This is a genomic window from Arthrobacter sp. Cza30 (assembly GCF_059090765.1).
Map to the genome: position 1 here is coordinate 62,184 of NZ_JBNHGA010000003.1, position 16,191 is coordinate 78,374.

Genomic DNA, 16,191 nt, shown 5'->3' on the forward strand with positions numbered 1-16,191 from the left:
GCAGACTTGCGCCATGACCGAGCGGGAGCAGACCATCGCCGACGCCGAGCGCTGGCTCGACGGCTACCGCCGCGCCTGAGCATCCGACGACGCGGCCCGGCGTACTCGTCGGGGACCACGTACAGCAACCTCTGGGTGGTGCGCCTCGCCGACGACGGTCGGGCGTCGTCGTTCACCGAGTGGTGGATGGACCAGGCCGACTCCAGCTGACGAGAGGCGCCGCTCGGGCGCTACGCGCCGGCCGCGAGCTCGCGGGCACGGGCGAGCGCCGCGTCGGTGGCGCGGCCGAACACCTCGTCGAGAGCGGCATCCTGCAGCACCGCGATCGCGCGCTCGGTCGTGCCCTTGGGACTGGTCACCTGCCGGCGCAGCTCGGCGGGCTCCTCCCCCGAGGCCTCGAGCAGCACCGCGGCGCCGATGAACGTCTGCTCGGCCAGGATCCGCGCCTGCTCGAGCGGGAAGCCCTTCGCGACCGCCGCTGCCGTGAACTCCTCCACGAGCAGGAAGACGTACGCCGGACCGGATCCCGAGATCGTCGAGAGCGCGTCGATCTGCGCCTCGGGCACCTCGACGACGGTGCCGACCGTCTCGAAGAGCCGCCGCACCACGTGCACCGCGTCGGAATCGGCTCCGGTTCCGGCGGCGAGGCCCGTCACTCCCTTCCCCACGAGCGCCGGAGTGTTGGGCATCGAGCGCAGCACGGCGACGTCGGGGCCGAGGATCTCCTCGAAGGTCGCGATCGTGACACCTGCGGCGAGGCTCACGACGATCGTTCCCGGTCGCAGGACCGGGGCGATCTCGCGGAGGAGGTCCGGCACCATCGCCGGTTTCACACCGATGAGGACGATGTCGGCCGAAGCTGCGGCATCCGTGTTCCCCGACGGCCGCTCCTCCAGGGCGATGCTCTCGACGCCGTCGAGTCCCGCGAGCTCCGCCGCCTTCGCCCGCGAGCGGTTGGTGGCCCTGACGCCGCCGGTGGCGAGGCCGGATGCCACGAGCCCGCGCACGATGGCACCGCCCATCGCGCCGGCGCCGAGGATCGCGAGCGGAGGCAGTGGGAACGCGTCGAACACCATGGCGTCATCCTACGATCGTGCGACTAGTTGAGCGTTGACTTATATAAGCTTCGGCGCAACAATGGATCCGTGCACGCTCTCGACATTCTGGGCGATCCGGTCCGGCGGCGGATCCTCGAGCTCCTCTCCGACGGCGAGCGCAGCGCCGGCGACATCGGCGAGATCGTGCAGCGCGAGTTCGGCATCTCGCAGCCGGCGGTGTCGCAGCACCTCCGGGTCCTTCGAGAATCCGGCTTCGCGCTGGTGCGCGCGGACGGGACGCGTCGCATCTACGCACTCGAGCCTGACCAGCTGGAGGCCGCGGCGTCGTGGTTCGATCCGTTCCGGCGATTCTGGCAGCCGCGGCTCGACGCGCTGGGCACAGAGCTCGCCCGCGGCCGCCGGCAGCGGCGGCTCGCGGAGGACCGCGCCGCGCCGGCGAACGAGGCATCCGCGGCGGCGAACGACACAGACGACAACGACGACACCACCGACGACAAGGAGAACTGACATGGTGGACGTGAACGCGCAGATCCAGGCGGTCGACCGCTCCGTGCGCACGGAGGAGCAGGATGGCACGCCGATCCGGGTGCAGCAGCTCGGGCAGACGTACCCGTCGCCCATCGACGACGTGTGGCACGCCGTCACCGATCCCGACCGGATCGCCCGCTGGTTCCTGCCGGTCGAGGGCGAGGCCCGGCTCGGCGGTCGGTATCAGCTCGTGGGCAACGCCGGCGGCGAGGTGCTCGCGTGCACTCCGCCGGCGCAGGGACGAGCCGGCTACCGCATCACATGGGAGTACGGCGGCGGGATCTCGTGGGTCGAGGTCGTTCTGCAGGAGGTGGATGAGCGGTCCACGCGGCTCGAACTGACCCACAGCGCCCGCGCCGACGACGTGCCGGAGGGCTTCTGGGAGCTCTACGGCCCCGGCGCGACCGGCGTCGGCTGGGACGGCGGTCTGCTGGGCCTGGCCCTTCACCTCTCCAGCGACGCCAGCGTGACGCCCGAGGATGCCGAGGCATGGGCGGCATCCGAGGAAGGCCGCGCCTTCCACCGCGCGGCGGCGACGGCCTGGGGTCACGCGCACGCCGCCAGCGGCGCGGACCCGCAGGAGGCCGCTCGCGCTGCCGACAACACGTACGCGTTCTTCACCGGCCAGGAGAGCGCGGCCGCGGAATGACCGGCGGTTCGGGATGCCGCAGCCGGTGGCATCCCGAACCTGAAAGGCGGTTCACCACACCGCGCTCCGCCGGGCTATAGTCGAGGCAGCGGCGGCGCCGGTGCCTCCGCAGGACCTGGGGAGGCACCCGACATGACCCTCTTCGACGGCATCACCGCACGTCTGATCGAGACGGCGCGCCTGACGGTGAACGTGCTCGAGCGCGCCGGAGACGATCCGGCCACGCCGCCGGAACGGACAGTGGTCTTCATTCACGGCAACGTCTCGTCGGCGCTGTTCTGGCAGGAGATCATGCAGGATCTCCCCGGCGACCTGAGGGTGCTCGCGATCGATCTCCGCGGCTTCGGCGGCACCGAGCACGCTCCGGTCGACGCCACCCGCGGCGTGCGCGACTTCAGCGACGATGTACACGCCACGCTCGAGGCGCTCGGCATTCCGACCGCGCACCTGGTGGGATGGTCGATGGGTGGCGGCGTGATCCTGCAGTACGCGCTCGACCACCCCGTGCTGAGCCTCACGCTCCAGGCTCCGGTGTCGCCGTACGGCTTCGGCGGCACGCGCCGCGACGGCACGCGCCTGACCGACGACGACGCGGGATGCGGCGGCGGCGGCGCCAACCCCGACTTCGTGCGACGGCTGAGCGAGAAGGACACCTCCGACGAGGCCCCCACGTCACCACGCAGCGTCTTCCGTTCGGGCTACGTGGCATCGGGCTTCCACACCGATCACGAAGACGTGTGGGTCGCATCCATGCTCACGACGTCCACCGCGACCGGCAACTACCCCGGCGACGCCGCACCGAGCGAGAACTGGCCCGGCTTCGCCGCCGGCAGGATCGGCGTGCTCAACACCATGGCCCCGAAGTACTTCGACGTGTCGGGGATCGTCGACCTCGCCCAGAAGCCCCCGATCCTGTGGATCCACGGCACCGCCGACGCGATCGTGTCGGATGCCTCCTTCTACGACCTCAACCACCTCGGTCAGCTCGGCATCATCCCGGGCTGGCCCGGAGCCGAGGTCGCCCCCGCACAGGAGATGATCGCGCAGACCCGGGACGTGCTGGGGCGCTACGCCGATGCCGGCGGCGACGTGACCGAGATCTCGATGGACGGCGTCGGCCACTCGCCGCACCTGGAACGGCCGGCGGAGTTCCGGCGGGCGCTCCTCGGAGTGATCGGCTACGTCGGCTCACCCGCCGAGCCCGCGCCGGCGACGGAGGCGATCATCCTGCGCTCGTCGGACTGACCGGCCGTGGCGCGGCATCCTAGACTCGACGCATGAGTGCTTCGGGCGGCGGCAAGGCGATCATCGCGGCCTTCCTGGCCAACATGGGCATCGCGCTGGCGAAGTTCATCGCCTGGATCATCTCGGGCTCCGCGTCGATGCTCGCCGAGGCCATCCACTCCGTCGCCGACTCGGGGAACCAGCTCCTGCTGCTGCTCGGCGGCCGGCGGGCCAAGCGTCGCGCGGACCGCGAGCACCCGTTCGGGTACGGCCGGGAGCGCTATGTCTACGCGTTCGTCGTCGCCATCATCCTGTTCTCGGTCGGTGGTCTGTTCTCGATTTACGAGGGCGTCGACAAGCTGGCCCATCCGCACGAGGTCGAGAACGTGTGGATCCCCATCGTGGTGCTCGTCGTCGCCATCGTGCTCGAATCCTTCTCGCTGCGCACCGCGATCAGGGAGAGCAACCTGGTCCGCCCGAAGGGTCAATCGTGGGTCGCGTTCGTGCGGCGCGCCAAGGCTCCCGAGCTTCCCGTCGTGCTGCTGGAGGACATCGCGGCGCTGATCGGGCTCGTCTTCGCGCTGTTCGGCGTCGGCATGACGGCGATCACGCACAATCCGGTCTTCGACGCGATCGGCACCCTCATGATCGGGTCGCTGCTGATCCTCGTGGCGATCACGCTCGGCATCGAGACGAAGAGCCTGCTGGTGGGCGAGGGCGCGACCGATGCCGACCACGATCGCATCGTCGACGCGATCCTCGATGGTCCCGAGGTCCACAAGATCATCCACATCAAGACGCTGTACCTCGGGCCCGACGAGCTCATGGTGGCCGCCAAGCTGGCCTTCTCGGGCGACTCGCCGCTGGCCCACGTCGCCTCCGACATCGACCGCATCGAGACCCGGGTGCGGCAGGCGGTGGCCACCGCACGCGTCATCTACTTCGAGCCGGACATCTACCGCCCCGGCAGCGACCCGGCACCCTCAACCGAGGAGTTCTTCATCAAGTCCGCGGACTGAGCCGCTCCGGGCCGCCGACGCCCCACCCCGCACGCCGACGAGCCAGGAGAGACGTGGAGTACTGCCTTTTCACCGAACCGCAGCAGGGTGCCAGCTACGACGACCAGCTGGCCTTCGCCCAGACCGGGGAACGCCTGGGCTTCGACGGGTACTTCCGTTCGGACCACTACCTGCGGATGGGCGAGGGCGACCCGCTGCCTGGTCCCACCGACGCGTGGACGACTCTGGCCGGCCTCGCGCGCGAGACCTCGCGCATCCGCCTGGGCACCCTCGTCTCATCGGTGACGTATCGGGTGCCCGCCGTGCTGGCCATCCAGGTGGCGCAGGTCGACGCGATGTCGGGCGGCCGCGCCGAGCTGGGCCTCGGCACCGGCTGGTTCGAGCGGGAGCACCAGGCCTACGGCATCCCGTTCCCGCCGAAGCGGTTCGACATCCTCGAGGAGCAGCTCGAGATCGTGACGGGGCTGTGGTCGACACCGGTCGGCGGGTCGTACAGCTTCGAGGGAAAGCACCACCGCCTGAACGACGCGCCCGCGCTGCCGAAGCCCGTGCAGGATCGGGTGCCCGTCATCGTCGGAGGAGCCGGTCCCCGGCGCACGCCTGAGCTCGCGGCGCGCTTCGCGACGGAGTTCAACATCGGCTTCCAGCCCGAGGACGTCATCGCCGAGAAGTTCGCCGGCGTCCGCGCCGCCTGCGAGCGGGTCGGCCGCGACCCGGGCTCGCTCGAGCTCAGCGTCGCCCTGCCGACCCTGGCCGGGGCATCCGCCGCCGATCTGGACCGACGAGCCGCGAACATCGGCCGCACGGTCGACCAGCTGCGCGGCGCCACCAACATCGTGGGCGGGCGGGACGAGATCGTCGCGAAGGTGGAGCGGCTCGCGGCGCTGGGCGCGCAGCGGGTGTACTTCCAGCTGATGGATCTGCAGGACGTCGAGCACGTCGAGTTCCTCGGATCCGACGTGCTCCCGCACCTCCCCCGCTGACCCCGCTCTCCCTCCCCCGCTCCCCCCCACGTCGCCGTCCCGTCCCCGTCCCTCCTCGTCGAGACCGCACGGTCTCGTCGAGGACGCAGGCAACCGACGCGGAGGACATACGTTCTCGTCGAGACCGTACGGTCTCGACGAGAGGATGCGCGTGGGCGGGTCAGCGACGGGCTTCGAAGAACGACCGCAGCAGAGCGGATGCCTCCTGCTCGCGCACGCCCGCGACCACCTCGGCGCGATACGGCAGCCGCCGGTCGCGGACGACGTCGTACGCCGAGCCTGCGGCCCCCGCCTTGTCGTCCCAGGCGCCGAACACCAAGCGGGACACGCGTGACTGCAGCACCGCGCCCGCGCACATGACGCAGGGCTCGAGGGTCACCACCAGCGAGCAGCCCTCGAGGTTCCAGGACTTCCGGGCGACGGCCGCTTCCCGCAGCGCGACGACCTCGGCGTGCGCGGTCGGGTCATGCGTGAGCTCGCGAAGGTTGCGCCCCTCGCCGATCACCGTGCCGGCGGCATCCGTCACCACGGCCCCGACCGGGACGTCGCCCGCCCGTCCGGCGTCGGCCGCCAGGGCGAGGGCCCTTTCCATTGCGGCGGTGTCGGCAGGGAGGACGTGCACAGCACGAGCGTAGACCTCGACGGGCACCGGGCCCGCCGCCGCTCACGGACTACCCTGGGCATATGCGCCTGCACGTCGCCGACCACCCTCTCATCACCCACAAGCTCACGGTGCTGCGCGACGCGCGCACCTCGTCGCCGGTGTTCCGCCAGCTGACCGAGGAGCTCGTGACCCTGCTGGCGTACGAGGCGACGCGCAATGTGCGGGTGGCGCCGATCGAGATCCAGACGCCGGTGACCAAGACGATGGGCGTCAAGATCGGGGAGCCGCGGCCGATCGTCGTGCCGATCCTGCGCGCGGGCCTGGGCATGCTCGAAGGCATGGTCAAACTGATCCCGACCGCCGAGGTGGGGTTCCTCGGGATGGTCCGCAACGAGGAGACGCTCGAGCCGTCGACCTACGCGGAGCGTCTGCCGGAGGACCTCAGCGACCGCCAGTGCTTCGTGCTGGACCCGATGCTCGCCACCGGCGGGTCGCTCGGCGCGGCGATCGAGTTCCTCTTCCGACGAGGTGCGCAGGACGTCACGGCCATCTGCCTGCTCGGCGCTCCCGAGGGGGTGGCCGCGATCGAGAAGCAGGTCGACGGCCGCGACGTCACTCTCGTCCTCGGCGCCCTCGACGAGCGCCTGAACGAGAAGGGCTACATCGTCCCGGGCCTCGGCGACGCCGGCGACCGGCTCTACGGCACCGTCTGAGCGAAGCTCAGCATCAGACCCCGGGGAAGGGCGCGACACCCGCCCCTCGCCGAACGGATGCCGCGCCAGCGCCCCTCGGACGCCCTGTCAGGCTACGATCGCCGAATCCACCCCCCTACGGGGTTGACAGATGCGTGATGGATGCCTAGCTGCAACCGCGCGCCCGTCAGTCCCCGAGCGGCGGACCCTGGTCGCTGCGACGGCCGGTCTCCTGCTCCCAGAACTCCAGCTGCTGGGTCAGGGCCTTCGCGAGCTCGAACACCTGCTCGGGAGGGATGCGGATGCGGCTCACCACGCGAGCGGGGACGATGGTCTGCCGCTGCCCGGTGTCGACGTCGACGTGCTCGCGCGGCGGCTGGGCCAGGGTGAGGAAGTCCATCACGAACACCGTGGGCGTGTGCCACACGTTCGCGAAGTCGGCGTACGCGCCGCCGATGTGCTCGGGCGGAAGGTCGATCTCGAACTGCCGCGGTGCCTCGTCGGCCATAACTCCCCCTGTCGCCGGCTTGTCGCGAGTCTACGCGCCGGTCACCCGCGCCCCACAAGACGTGCGAAGCCGCTGAGCCGGGCGACACCTTCGGGGGTGTGCGGGAGGTCGTCGAGGAGGGCCGGCGCGTGCACGAGGTACGCGGTGTGCATGGCGCGGGAGATCGCGACGTTCAGACGGTTGCGCAGCAGCAGGAACTCCAGGCCGCGCGGCGCGTCGCGACCCGAGGACGCCGCAAGCGACACGATGGCGACGGCGGCCTCCTGGCCCTGGAAGCGGTCCACCGTGCCGACCGGCACCGTCGGATAGCCGGCCCGGGCGAGCGCCTGCTCGACCAGGAGCTGCTGGGCGTTGTACGGCGTGACGACGATGATGTCGCTCGGCTCCAGCGGGCGGGCAGGACACCGCTCCGCCTCGCCTCGTTCGCCGATGCGGATGTCGGTCCAGGCGCGGCCGATGAGGTCGCGCACGAGCTCGACGACGACCGCCGCCTCTTCCGGCGACTGCGTGGCGTTGCCATGGTGACGGACGGCGATCGGGCGCAGGCCCGGCCGGATGCCGTCGATGGACCGCAGCGCTGTCAGCGGCTGCGCCGCGAGTTCGCCCCGGTACGACAACGTCGAGACGGGGGCGGCGACGGCGGGATGCATGCGCCACGAGCGAGCCAGGAAATACCCGTACTCGGGCGGGATCACGTCGGAGCCGTCCATGACCCACCCGAGAGCCGATGTGTCCACCGGCTCGGGATGCGTGCCCTGACTGACCTGCGGCAGCTGCTGCGGGTCGCCGAGCAGCAGCAGGCGGGAGGCGGCGAGCGAGACGGCGATGGTGGAGGCGAGCGAGAACTGACCCGCCTCGTCGATCACGAGCAGATCGAGGCTTCCTCGTGGAATGCGTCCCTCGTGGCTGAAGTCCCACGCGGTGCCGCCGAGGACGAAGCCGGTGTCGGCGTGCGCGGCGGCGAACTCGGCGACGGCGTTCTTCCGCAGCGGTGTGAAGGCGACGGTGGCCGCCTCGTCCTTCGGCGCCTTGCCGACGAGCTCGGCGGGCACACCGGCTGCGACGACCCGGTCGAGCATGTTCTCGATGACCGCGTGCGACTGCGCCACCACACCGATCCGGTACCGCTTCTCCCGCACGAGCCGCGCGATGACGTGCGAACCCACGTACGTCTTGCCCGTGCCGGGCGGGCCCTGGACAGCGAGGTAGCTCCGGTCGAGATCGGCCACCGCCTGCACGATGGCGTCCACGTCATCGCCGGAGGACTCCGCGAGCGCTCCCGACACGGTGCGCGGAGGGCGACGGCACAGGATGTCGGTCGCCGGGTCGGCGGGGAGATCCGGAGCGGCGGCGATCACGCTGTCGGCCCAGGCGTCGATCGCCACCTGCTGGTTGAGCGCGCGCGGCGGAGAGGCGGGTGTCAGGGCGATCGGGAGCTCGGACCAGGTGAACCCCTCGACGGCGTGCTCCTCCACGATCGCGCCATCCTCGAGGACCTCACGCACGGTGACGCGATGGTCGGCATGGATCCATCGCGGCGACCCCTCGAACGGGAACGGCGCCGGCAGCTCGTACAGCGCGAACGGGCTCGCACCCTCACTCAGGCGCGTTCCCGGCGCCGGCTCGCCGCGCAGTTCCAGCACACGGCTGTCGGTGCGGTGCCCCTCCTCGCGATGCCAATCCTCGAGCACGCGGCTGCGGGCCGGGTCGAGGACCACGACGTCGCGGGTCTCCTCCCACAGCGACACCGGCTCCCGCAGGCGCAGGAAGTGGGTCGCCCAGAACGACTTCGCCTCGCGCGGGTAGTAGTCGATCGCCGCCGCACCGAGCCGGAGGGTCTGGGTTTGGACAGAGTCCTCGGGATGTTCAGCGGCGAGCCTCTCCAGCGCTTGCGCGCGCGAGGAGGGCTCGTAGACGGCTTCCCCGGGCTCCGGGTTCGGCGACGGGCGCAGACCCGCCTCGCGGGCGCGGTCCACCAGCCAGTCGCGCAGGCGAAGGGTCGACACGCAGTCGTAGCGGTTGTAGTCGGCGAGGTCGGCGAGGATCTCCTCCCCTCCGGCCCGGTCGCCGTCGGCGAGCAGCGCGCGGGCCTGGACGTACCGGACGATCGACTCGTCGCCCTTCTGCACGTCGCTGGTCCGCACCTCGGCGCCCATGTACAGCGGCTCGAGCTTCTTGATCGAGTACGACCGGGATCCCACCCGCAGCGCGCGCCGCACGACCGGGTACAGATCGACGAAGACGCCGTCGCGCAGCAGCCGGTCGACGTCCGCCTCCCGGACCCCGTGGCGCGCCGCCATCGCGAGCAGGTGCGTCGGCTCGTACGGCGCGTAGTGGTAGATGTGCATGCCGGGGTACTGCTGGCGCCGCAGGTGGACGATGTCGAGGAAGGTCTCGAGAGCACGCTTCTCGTCGTCGAAGGAGTGCGCCCACAGCGCCGTGTACTGCTCACGGGTGTCGACCCAGCCGAAGAGGTAGTCGATGCCCCACCGCGTCGGCTCGCCCTCGCGACCCGGCGGGTTCGCTTCGGTGTGCAGCGGGTCCCCTTCGAAGTCGAAGAAGAGGTCGCCGTGGTCGGGCCGCGGCAGGGCGGCGAGGGCGTGGGCGGCGACCACCTCGAAGATCGGGACCGCGGGAGCGGCATCCGGCTCCGTGCCGTCCTCGTCGGCGCCATGGGCACGCCGCACCACGAGCGGCGGCGTTCCCGCGGGGCTCGCCAGCTGCAGGCGCGCCTGGGTGGTGAGCATGCGGAAGGCATCGGGGTTCATGCCGGCCGGCGACGACGTCGCCTCCGCGAGCTCGTCGATCGTCGTGATCCCCGCGGTGCGGAGGCGCTCGCGCTGAACGGGCCGCATGCCGGCCACGAGGAGCAGGTCGCGGGATGCCACGACCTCGGCGTCGCATGTCGCGCACCGGCCGCACGCCACGACGCCCAGCTCGCCGCGCGGATCACCCCACGCGATCGGCTCGCCGCCCACGCCGAGGTCGACCCGCCGATCGGCCATGAGCGCGGCCAGCCGCTCTCGCCGCAGACCGAACACCGGCATGAGGTCATCGACCTCATGCTCGCTCACGCTGCCGTCGCCCAGGAGCAGCTGCACGCGGCCGGACCGCGGGATGCCGAGCCTGTCGAGCTGGGCGACGTATGCAGCCAACTGCATCAGCGCGGTGACGCGCGCGTGGCGGGCCAGCTTGGTGTCCTGCACGATCCACGGCGCGGATGGCTCGGTTCGGTCCCGCACGAGGAAGTCCGCGAAGCCGACGAAGTCGTCCGTCGAGAACGCCGCCTGGTAGATGACGTCCGCGTCGGACGCGAGGGCCGCATTGGTCCGGGCGACCGCGTCCGCGAGGCCGGCGGCATCCGAGGAGCGGGTCTCGGGGATCTCCACGACCCCGTCCCCGAAGCGCGTGACGTAGTCGGCGAGGACGCGCTGCTCGTGGACGGTGCCGAGGCGGCCGGCGCGCTCGAGCGTGAGGTCCTCGGGCTCCTCGACCGGCGCGATCCGGCCCAGCTTCGCGTCGATCGCACGGAGCCACGCGAACTCGCACTCCGCCGCCGCTTTGAGATCGCTGGCGCTCCAGACGATCCGGCCCTCGTCCTCGATGTATCGCATACCCGCCCTTCTCCTCATCGACCCTAATCGCGGCGTCCGACACCTCCGGGCACCCGGTCCCGCGCCGGGGCTGCAGCGCCGAGCGCAACCCCTGCCCGGCGGCGACACGGGACTGACAGACTGGGCGCATGACCCTGCCGTTCGAGAACGTGTACCGTCACGGGTTCGCCCGCGTCGCCGCCTGCACCATCCCCGTCTCGATCGCCGACCCCGCCACGAACGCCGACGCGGTGCTGGCGTCGGCGCACGCGTGCGACGCGGAGTCGGTCGCCGTGGCGGTGTTCCCGGAGCTGTGCCTCACGGGTTATTCGCTGGAGGACCTCGTGATGCAGGACGCCGTCCTGGACGCGGTCGAGCAGGCGATCGAGCGGCTGGTCGAGGCATCCCTCGACCTGCTGCCGATGCTGGTGGTGGGCGCGCCGCTGCGCCACCGGAACCGCCTCTACAACTGCGCGGTCGTGATCCACCGGGGCGAGCTGCTCGGTGTGGCGCCGAAGTCGTACCTGCCGAACTACCGCGAGTTCTACGAGCGGCGCTGGTACGCCCCGGGCGACGACCAGTGCGGCCAGGACATCCGGGTGGGAGAGCTCGAGGCGCCGTTCGGACCCGACCTGCTCTTCGAGGCACTGGACGTTCCCGGGCTCGTCGTGCACGCGGAGGTGTGCGAGGACTACTGGGTCCCGATCCCGCCGTCGTCGCGGGCGGCACTGGCAGGAGCGACGGTGCTGCTCAACCTCAGCGGCAGTCCCATCACGATCGCGCGCGCCGAGGACCGCAACACCCTGTGCCAATCGCAGTCGCTGCGCTGCCTCGCGGCATACGCGTATGCGGCAGCCGGCATGGGCGAGTCCACGAACGAGGTCTCGTGGGACGGGCAGACGATGATCTACGAGGGCGGCCTCCTGCTGGCCGACACCGAGCGCTTCCCCGACGGCCCCCGGGCGTCCATCGCCGACATCGACCTGGACCGTCTGCGCCAGGAGCGTCTGCGGCAGGGCACGTTCGACGACAACCGACGCACCCTGGGGACGGATGCCTCGCCCCTGGCCGCCACGAACGGGATCTTCCGGACGGTGCACTTCGAGCTGGACCCGCCGGCGGACGAGATCGACCTGCGCCGGCCGCTGGACCGGTTCCCCTTCGTCCCCGACGACCCCGGCCGGCTCGCACAGGACTGCTACGAGGCGTTCAACATCCAGGTCTCCGGCCTGGTGCAGCGCATGCGCGCGATCGGCGACCCGAAGCCGGTCATCGGAGTCAGCGGCGGTCTGGACTCCACGCATGCACTGCTGGTGGTCGCGCGGGCGATGGACCGCATGGGTCGACCGCGCAGCGACATCCTGGCGTACACGATGCCCGGCTTCGCCACGAGCGAGCACACCAAGTCCAACGCCATCGCCCTCGCCGAGGCCGTCGGAGCGAGGATCGAGACCATCGACATCCGGCCGGCGGCCACGGAGATCCTGCAAGGCATCGGGCATCCGTTCGCCCAGGGGGAGCCGGTGCACGACGTGACCTTCGAGAACGTGCAGGCCGGCATCCGCACCGACTTCCTGTTCCGCCTGGCCAACCAGAACGGGGGCCTCGTCATCGGGACCTCCGACCTGTCGGAACTGGCACTCGGCTGGGCCACGTACGGCGTCGGCGACCAGATGAGCCACTACGCCGTCAACGCCGGCGTCCCCAAGACGCTGATCCAGCACGTCATCCGCTGGGTGATCGCCCATCGGGAGGGCGTCGACGACACCGAGGCGGCCGTGCTGCAGTCGGTGCTCGACACCGAGATCTCCCCCGAGCTGGTGCCGGCAGGCCAGGACGGGAAGATGCAGTCCACGGAGGAGCGCATCGGTCCCTACGCGCTGCACGACTTCGCGCTCTACAACATCCTCCGCTTCGGGTTCCGTCCGTCGAAGATCGCCTTCGTCGCGTGGCACGCGTGGCGGGATGCCGACGCCGGCGCATGGCCCCCGGGATTCCCCGACGAGGACCGGTACGCCTACGACCTGCCCACGATCGTGAAGTGGCTGCAGGTGTTCCTGAAGCGCTACTTCGCCTTCGCGCAGTTCAAGCGCTCCGCGATCCCCAACGGACCGAAGGTCTCGCCCGCCGGATCGCTGTCGCCCCGCGGCGACTGGCGTGCGCCCTCCGACGGCAATGCGAACGCGTGGATCGCCGAGCTGAAGGCGGCGCTGCCCGAACTCGTGGAGGAGTGACCGCTGCCACCGCGGTCGCGGTTAGCGCGCACCGCCGGAGCTGTCCACCCCTCCCCTGGCGCAGAAGCGGCGGTGGCAGGATTCCACGGGAGGTGAGCCCATGGACGGTTTCGCGGCGGTCGACTTCGAGTTCGCACGCGAGGTGCTGCAGCGCGGCATCGCGGCGCTCTTCGTCGTCGCGTTCGTCTCGACACTGAACCAGTTCCGCCCGCTGCTGGGCGAGCACGGCCTCCTCCCGGCGCCCGAGCTGCTGGATTGGGCGCGCTCGTCGCCGAGAGCGCGCCGGATGCTGCGCCCCACGCTCTTCCTGTACGTGCGCTACACCGACCGGCGCCTGGTCGCCCTGTGCGTGGCCGGCATCGTCGTGGCCGGCGCGCTGGTCGCCGGCATCCCGCAGCTCGGTCCGCCGTGGGTGCCGATGCTGTGCTTCCTCGCGCTGTGGCTGGGCTACATGTCGATCACGAGCATCGGGCAGACCTTCTACGGTTTCGGGTGGGAGATGCTGCTGCTCGAGGCGGGATTCCTCGCGGCGTTCCTCGGCTCGAACGATCAGCCACCTCCGACCGTGGTGATCGTCCTGTTCTGGTGGCTGGTGTTCCGGCTGGAGTTCGGCGCCGGCATGATCAAGATCCGCGGCGGCAGCGAGTGGCGCGACCTCACCGCGCTGACGTACCACCACGAGACCCAGCCGATGCCCGGTCCCCTCAGCCGGCAGGCGCATCTGCTGCCGCGGTGGTTCCACAAAGGTGAAGTGCTCGGCAACCACTTCGCGCAGCTGGTGGCGCCCTGGTTCCTCTTCGCCCCCATCCTGGGCCTGTGGGTCCCCGGACCCGTGCCGGCTGTCGTCGGCGCGGTCGCCGCAGTCATCGTGATCGGCACGCAGCTGTGGCTCGTGGTGACCGGCAACTTCGCGTGGCTGAACTGGATCACCGTGGTCCTCGGCTTCTCGGCCGTCGGCATTCCCGGGATCGGCGCCGCGCCGCGAGGCGCGGAGACGAATGCGCCATGGGTCATCGACGGGATGCCGCTGCCCTGGGTGATCGTCACGTCGGCGGTCGGTCTGCTCTACGTCGTGGTCAGCTGGTGGCCGCTGCGGAACCTGTTCGCCCGGCGCCAGCTCATGAACGCCAGCTTCAATCGGTGGCAGCTGGCCAACGCCTACGGAGCCTTCGGCACCGTGACGAAGCAGCGCATCGAGATCGTCGTCGAGGGGACGCTCGACGAGGACCCGCTGACCGCCCACTGGCGGGAGTACGAGTTCAAGGGCAAGCCCGGCGACGTGCACCGCATCCCCGGACAGTTCGCCCCGTACCATCTGCGTCTGGACTGGCTCATGTGGTTCCTGCCGCTCGGCCGGTCGCTCGAGGACTGGTTCACCATGTTCCTGGTGCGGCTGCTCGAAGCCGACGCCCCGACGCTGCGCCTGCTCGCCCATGACCCGTTCGGCGGCGAGCGGCCTCGCTGGGTGCGGGCGGTGTCGTACCGCTACCGCTTCACCACGCGGGAGGAGTTCCGCGCGTCGCACGCGCGCTGGGTGCGCGACCGGCGCCGCTCGGTCATGGGACCGCTGTCTCTGCGTCGCTGACGTTCCGCTGCATCTTCTTGCGCCGTGCCGTCAGGTCGATCACCGCCACGATGAACGCGAGCGCCAGGAACACCGCGACCGACAGCATCCCGAACGCGTAGGCGTCGTGGTACACGACGTGGTCGTCGTGCTCGCCGGACTCGCGGTAGATCGTCGCGTAGAACAGCGACAGGGCGACCGCCGTGCCGATCGCGGTGCCGACGCGCTGTCCGAGCTGTCCGACGGAACCGGCGAGACCGCCCTGCTTGACGGGGACGTCCACGAGGGTCAGGGTCTGGTTCGGCGCGATGACCAGTCCGCCGCCGGCGCCGCCGACGGTCATGATCGCCGCCATCACATACGGGGTCCACACCGGGTCGACATAGATCGCCGCGAGCACCAGCCCGCCGATGGACACCAGGACGGCGAGCAGACCCCATACCACCACGACTCGGCCGTGGCTGGACACGACGTTCCCGCCGATCCACGAGGTGAGCGCGCTCGCCAGCGCGAAGCCGATGGACACCATGCCGGCATACACCGGCTCGAGGCCCAGACCGATCTGGAGGAAGAGGGTCGTCACCAGGAACATCGCCGGAGCGGCCGTGAAGTAGGCCGTCTGCAGCAGCGTGCCGTTGCGGAACGAATCGATGCCGAAGAGCTTGAGCGGGATCAGCGGGCTGCCGCCTCGCGCGGCGTATCGCCGCTCCCACGCGACGAACGCCGATGTGAACAGCACGAACGCCACCAGCAGCCACCACCGGGCGGGGTTGTCCGTGGGCGCTCCGGTGGTGAACAGGAACGGCCACATGAGGGCGACGACGCTCGCTCCGAACAGCAGCACGCCGACCGGGTCGAGCTGCACCCGTCGCCGCGACCGCGTGCGGGTGTCAGGCAGGAGCCACAGCGCGAAGACGATCGCGGCCAGGCACAGGGGGACGTTCATCCAGAAGATGAGCCGCCATCCCTCGTCCGGGCCGCCGAGCGCGATCAGCAGTCCGCCGAGTGTGGGACCGAACGCGGTGGCGAGGCCGATCGTGGCGCCGAAGAGCCCGAACGCCCGCCCGCGCTCTTTGCCCTGGAACAGCTCCTGCGCCATGCCGATCACCTGGGGCATCTGGATGCCCGCCGCCGCGCCCTGCAGCAGTCGTGCCGCGAGCAGCACCGTCGCGGTCGGCGCGAGGGCGCACAGGATGCTGGTGAGGGTGTACAGGGACAACCCGACGACGAAGAGCATGCGGCGCGACCGCTGGTCCCCGAGCCGGCCCATCGGCACCAGCACGAGTCCGAAGGTGAGCACGAACCCGGACACGATCAGTTGTAGCTCGGTGGAGCCGGCGTCGAGCACCTCGCCGATCGACGGCAGCGCCACATTCACCTTCGTCATGTCGAGGATCGTGATCGCCGCGACCGCGACACACACCCAGAACGCGCGCCAGCGTGCCCCCTGCGTGAGCGGGATCGCCGCGGTGTGATCCGGTACCGGGTTCGCAGCCGAAGTCTTCGCCATCGCGTTTCAGGCTATCGCCGCCGCA

The 16,191-nt window shown here is 70.7% G+C and carries 14 protein-coding genes; 9 read left to right on the forward strand and 5 right to left on the reverse strand.

The window, feature by feature from the left end; translation table 11 throughout:
• Window positions 1–6 precede the first annotated feature (6 nt).
• Window positions 7–210, forward strand: coding sequence for a hypothetical protein (locus AC5RVZ_RS09900; RefSeq protein WP_494065582.1), 204 nt, complete (start codon window positions 7–9; stop codon window positions 208–210).
• Between the two features lie 20 nt (window positions 211–230).
• On the opposite strand, the gene proC is transcribed toward AC5RVZ_RS09900, so the two are convergent.
• Window positions 231–1,076 carry a pyrroline-5-carboxylate reductase gene (gene proC / locus AC5RVZ_RS09905; RefSeq protein WP_494065583.1) on the reverse strand — a complete coding sequence of 282 codons (846 nt, stop codon included), beginning with the start codon at window positions 1,074–1,076 and terminating at the stop codon, window positions 231–233.
• A 69-nt stretch (window positions 1,077–1,145) separates the two neighbouring features.
• Here proC and AC5RVZ_RS09910 point away from each other — a divergent pair, with 69 nt between their 5' ends.
• The 5 genes from AC5RVZ_RS09910 (at window position 1,146) to AC5RVZ_RS09930 (ending at window position 5,461) form a co-directional block, all read left to right on the forward strand.
• Complete coding sequence (locus tag AC5RVZ_RS09910; RefSeq protein WP_494065584.1) at window positions 1,146–1,565, forward strand: ArsR/SmtB family transcription factor; 420 nt, start codon at window positions 1,146–1,148, stop codon at window positions 1,563–1,565.
• A 1-nt stretch (window position 1,566) separates the two neighbouring features.
• Window positions 1,567–2,235 (forward strand): SRPBCC domain-containing protein, encoded by a 669-nt coding sequence (locus AC5RVZ_RS09915; RefSeq protein WP_494065585.1) that lies wholly within the window; start codon window positions 1,567–1,569, stop codon window positions 2,233–2,235.
• A gap of 132 nt (window positions 2,236–2,367) precedes the next feature.
• Window positions 2,368–3,480 (forward strand): alpha/beta fold hydrolase, encoded by a 1,113-nt coding sequence (locus tag AC5RVZ_RS09920; protein WP_494065586.1) that lies wholly within the window; start codon window positions 2,368–2,370, stop codon window positions 3,478–3,480.
• A gap of 32 nt (window positions 3,481–3,512) precedes the next feature.
• The gene (locus tag AC5RVZ_RS09925; protein ID WP_494065587.1) at window positions 3,513–4,478 is read left to right on the forward strand and encodes a cation diffusion facilitator family transporter; all 966 of its coding nucleotides are present in this window, start codon (window positions 3,513–3,515) and stop codon (window positions 4,476–4,478) included.
• 53 nt (window positions 4,479–4,531) lie between these two features.
• Complete coding sequence (locus tag AC5RVZ_RS09930) at window positions 4,532–5,461, forward strand: LLM class F420-dependent oxidoreductase (protein ID WP_494065588.1); 930 nt, start codon at window positions 4,532–4,534, stop codon at window positions 5,459–5,461.
• A gap of 160 nt (window positions 5,462–5,621) precedes the next feature.
• Here AC5RVZ_RS09930 and AC5RVZ_RS09935 read toward each other — a convergent pair whose 3' ends face one another.
• Window positions 5,622–6,053: a nucleoside deaminase gene (locus tag AC5RVZ_RS09935; RefSeq protein WP_494066268.1), complete on the reverse strand. Its 432-nt coding sequence runs from the start codon at window positions 6,051–6,053 to the stop codon at window positions 5,622–5,624.
• Between the two features lie 92 nt (window positions 6,054–6,145).
• On the opposite strand from AC5RVZ_RS09935, the gene upp reads away from it, so the two are divergent.
• Window positions 6,146–6,778: a uracil phosphoribosyltransferase gene (upp, locus tag AC5RVZ_RS09940; RefSeq protein WP_494065589.1), complete on the forward strand. Its 633-nt coding sequence runs from the start codon at window positions 6,146–6,148 to the stop codon at window positions 6,776–6,778.
• Window positions 6,779–6,944: 166 nt separating this feature from the next.
• On the opposite strand, the gene AC5RVZ_RS09945 is transcribed toward upp, so the two are convergent.
• Entirely contained in the window at window positions 6,945–7,265 is a 321-nt protein-coding gene (locus AC5RVZ_RS09945; RefSeq protein ID WP_494065590.1) for a DUF3467 domain-containing protein, read from the reverse strand.
• Between the two features lie 41 nt (window positions 7,266–7,306).
• Window positions 7,307–10,879, reverse strand: a complete 3,573-nt coding sequence (locus AC5RVZ_RS09950; RefSeq protein ID WP_494065591.1) for a TM0106 family RecB-like putative nuclease — start codon at window positions 10,877–10,879, stop codon at window positions 7,307–7,309.
• A 128-nt stretch (window positions 10,880–11,007) separates the two neighbouring features.
• On the opposite strand from AC5RVZ_RS09950, the gene AC5RVZ_RS09955 reads away from it, so the two are divergent.
• Complete coding sequence (locus AC5RVZ_RS09955; RefSeq protein WP_494065592.1) at window positions 11,008–13,092, forward strand: NAD(+) synthase; 2,085 nt, start codon at window positions 11,008–11,010, stop codon at window positions 13,090–13,092.
• Between the two features lie 100 nt (window positions 13,093–13,192).
• Window positions 13,193–14,677: a lipase maturation factor family protein gene (locus AC5RVZ_RS09960; RefSeq protein ID WP_494065593.1), complete on the forward strand. Its 1,485-nt coding sequence runs from the start codon at window positions 13,193–13,195 to the stop codon at window positions 14,675–14,677.
• On the opposite strand, the gene AC5RVZ_RS09965 is transcribed toward AC5RVZ_RS09960, so the two are convergent.
• Window positions 14,649–16,166 (reverse strand): MFS transporter, encoded by a 1,518-nt coding sequence (locus tag AC5RVZ_RS09965; protein WP_494065594.1) that lies wholly within the window; start codon window positions 16,164–16,166, stop codon window positions 14,649–14,651. The genes AC5RVZ_RS09960 and AC5RVZ_RS09965 overlap by 29 nt on opposite strands.
• Between the last annotated feature and the right edge of the window lie 25 nt (window positions 16,167–16,191).

Bases quoted from the DNA above. Each gene is read 5' to 3' on its own strand.
- AC5RVZ_RS09960 (WP_494065593.1), top strand. From the start codon at position 13,193: ATGGACGGTTTCGCGGCGGTCGACTTCGAGTTCGCACGCGAGGTGCTG.
- AC5RVZ_RS09920 (WP_494065586.1), top strand. From the start codon at position 2,368: ATGACCCTCTTCGACGGCATCACCGCACGTCTGATCGAGACGGCGCGC.
- AC5RVZ_RS09965 (WP_494065594.1), bottom strand. From the start codon at position 16,166: ATGGCGAAGACTTCGGCTGCGAACCCGGTACCGGATCACACCGCGGCG.
- AC5RVZ_RS09955 (WP_494065592.1), top strand. From the start codon at position 11,008: ATGACCCTGCCGTTCGAGAACGTGTACCGTCACGGGTTCGCCCGCGTC.
- upp (WP_494065589.1), top strand. From the start codon at position 6,146: ATGCGCCTGCACGTCGCCGACCACCCTCTCATCACCCACAAGCTCACG.
- AC5RVZ_RS09950 (WP_494065591.1), bottom strand. From the start codon at position 10,879: ATGCGATACATCGAGGACGAGGGCCGGATCGTCTGGAGCGCCAGCGAT.
- AC5RVZ_RS09915 (WP_494065585.1), top strand. From the start codon at position 1,567: ATGGTGGACGTGAACGCGCAGATCCAGGCGGTCGACCGCTCCGTGCGC.
- proC (WP_494065583.1), bottom strand. From the start codon at position 1,076: ATGGTGTTCGACGCGTTCCCACTGCCTCCGCTCGCGATCCTCGGCGCC.
- AC5RVZ_RS09925 (WP_494065587.1), top strand. From the start codon at position 3,513: ATGAGTGCTTCGGGCGGCGGCAAGGCGATCATCGCGGCCTTCCTGGCC.
- AC5RVZ_RS09935 (WP_494066268.1), bottom strand. From the start codon at position 6,053: ATGGAAAGGGCCCTCGCCCTGGCGGCCGACGCCGGACGGGCGGGCGAC.
- AC5RVZ_RS09945 (WP_494065590.1), bottom strand. From the start codon at position 7,265: ATGGCCGACGAGGCACCGCGGCAGTTCGAGATCGACCTTCCGCCCGAG.